At 35.2% G+C, this 2563-nt stretch carries 3 protein-coding genes; 2 read left to right on the forward strand and 1 reads right to left on the reverse strand.

Going from position 1 to position 2563, the window contains the following annotated elements; genetic code table 11:
• On the forward strand, positions 1–1080 hold a 1080-nt coding region (locus Q1553_RS00625; protein ID WP_300842671.1), incomplete at its 5' end, for a M99 family carboxypeptidase catalytic domain-containing protein.
• A gap of 2 nt (positions 1081–1082) precedes the next feature.
• On the forward strand, positions 1083–2069 hold the full coding sequence (gene hemH / locus Q1553_RS00630) for a ferrochelatase (RefSeq protein WP_181881639.1): 987 nt from the start codon (positions 1083–1085) through the stop codon (positions 2067–2069).
• A 221-nt stretch (positions 2070–2290) separates the two neighbouring features.
• Here the strand turns inward: hemH and Q1553_RS00635 are convergent.
• Positions 2291–2563 (reverse strand): WYL domain-containing protein (locus tag Q1553_RS00635; protein ID WP_366525086.1); only part of this gene is annotated, 273 nt, incomplete at its 5' end.

Below are 2563 nucleotides of genomic sequence, written 5' to 3' on the forward strand. Positions count from 1 at the left end.
AATTTAAATCCGGATAGCATTTTAGCCTTTAGGCGCGGAGTCTATAAAGATATGAATCGTAAGTTTGCCACTATTAAACGCAATGATCCAGACTTTGATAATGTCCAAGCCATCAAAAAACTTATCACTAATGAAGAAGTTGATTTTATCATCAATCTTCACGATGGACACGGATTCTACCGAGAGAAATGGGAAAACTCCATTTTCAACCCTAAAGCTTGGGGACAAACTTATGTGATTGACCAAAAAACTTTAGACAATGTAGCCTTTGGAGATTTGGATTCCATTGCCAAACAAATAGAGTCCAAACTTAACCAACGCCTACATTATGACTTTCATACCTTTGGTGTGCGCAACACAGAAACGCGCATCAAAGATGAAGAGCAGCAAAATTCTCTTACTTTCTTTGCCATTACACACTTAAAGCCCTCGTTAGCGATTGAAACAAGCAAAAACATCACCGAATTACCCCTTAAAACACTTTATCAACTAAGCTCTATTGAAGCACTAATGGAGATTCTAGGAATTGAATTTGAACGCAAATTTGACTTAAACCTAGAAAATGTCGCTCAAAAAATCAACGATTTTGGTAGCGTCAAAATCAACCATAATGTTACCCTTAAGCTAAATGGAATCCGAAGCTTTATCAATTTTGCTCCGCTTTTAGCGCAAAATAATGTTTTTGATTTCACTCACCCTCTTGGACGCGCAAAAAAAACAAAAGAGGGATATGAAATCTATATTGGGCACAAAAGAATCAGCCTGCTAAAGCCTGATATTTTCCCTATGCAATGCAATGTGAAAGAAGTTGAAATAGAGCTAGACAAAGAAGTAGTAAAAGCAAATTTTGGTGAAACTTTAGATTTCCAACAAAATTTCTTAATTCGCGGACAAACAGGTGTGCGCGTCAATGTGATAGGCTATTCTAAAAAAGGAATTGTGAGCGAACATGGGCTTACCATTAATAAAGAAAATATTGATAAGCGATATTCTTTAGACAAAGCAAAAAGTATCTTTCGTGCAGAATTTTATCAAGGTAAAAATTTCTGCGGTATGATTAATTTGCACATAAAAGAATAACAATGCAATCTCAAAATATTCAAGACAAGCAAAACACGGCAGTTGTATTGTTAAATATGGGAGGACCTAATTCTTTATTTGAGGTGAAAACATTTTTACAAAATATGTTTGCAGACCCTTATATTTTGCCAATTAAAAACAATTTTTTGCGCTCAATAGTTGGGAGCTTTATCGTCTATAAACGTTTGGAGGAAGCACAAAGCAATTATCAAAAAATTGGCGGAAAATCACCTCTTGTTGGACATACTTTTCAATTATGTGCAATGTTGCAAACTATGGAATCGCAAATGTATTTTACCTACGCAATGCGCTATACGCCACCTTTTGCGGACATAGTTGCGCAAGATTTAAAAGAACGCAACATTCAAAAAGTTGTGCTTTTTAGTATGTATCCACATTTTAGTTACACCACCACAACGTCCTCAATGAAAGATATTTTAAGGGCATTTAAAGCAAATAAGTTTGCACCAAAAATAATGCAAGTGGAACGTTATTATAAAAACAGAGCATATAATTTAGCAATAGTAGAACGCATTAAAGAGGCATTAGGTGGAGAGGATTGCAGAGATTTTCATCTTATATTTTCTGCACACTCCCTACCACAGAGAAATATAAGCAATGGAGACCCTTACCAAAAAGAAATTTTAGAAAATGTAGAGATTTTAAAGTCACTTTTTAAAGAGTTTGGACTGGAGTTTGCAAGCATAAAAGTCGCTTATCAATCCAAAATTGGACCCATTAAATGGCTTGAACCTAATCTACAAGACATTTTACCCTATTACCAAAATAAAAAAATGTTAATTTACCCGATTTCTTTTACAATAGACAATTCAGAAACAGACTTTGAACTCTCCTACCAATATAAACTAGAAGCGCAAAAATACAAGATTCAAGACTATCGTGTCGCAAAATGTCCCAATAGCGCACAAGATTTTGCAACTTGCATTTTAGAGCTCATTCAAAATGCAAAACCACTTAAAAATGAGTGAGATTTGCACCTCAACCCAAAGCAAACCGCTGCGTTCTTAGGGAATTCTGCATTAGTGAAAAAGGGATTCCCCTCTGTCGTTGTGAGGAATGAAATGACGAAGTAATCCATAATCTAGCATAAATTAAACTTTACAATAGAATCTTTAAGGGCAAGATTCTGCATTATGGATTTGCGCTTGCGACTTCTCACAATGACAAACAATGATACAAAATAAAGATTCTATCCTTTATCCCGCAAATTCAAATAATCCCTCAACTCCTTCTCTAACTTCTCTTGCAAAGATTGCGGGGAGAGAATCCTAATAAATGGCAAAAAGCATTTGGCGAGATTTAAAACCTCACCCTCATAGCTAAAGTGGCATTCTACGATGAAATCCCTTTGCGATTCCTCTATAATTTTATATTTTATTAAGAAATTCTTGCGAAAAATATATTCCCTCGCTTCGTTAGAAATGCACAAACGCACTAAAATAGGATTCTGCGAAATCCAAGC

Source organism: Helicobacter sp. UBA3407 (genome assembly GCF_949747025.1).
Lineage (GTDB): Bacteria > Campylobacterota > Campylobacteria > Campylobacterales > Helicobacteraceae > Helicobacter_D > Helicobacter_D ganmani.

Coding starts and splice junctions, on each gene's coding strand:
- hemH (WP_181881639.1), top strand. CDS start 1,083: ATGCAATCTCAAAATATTCAAGACAAGCAAAACACGGCAGTTGTATTG.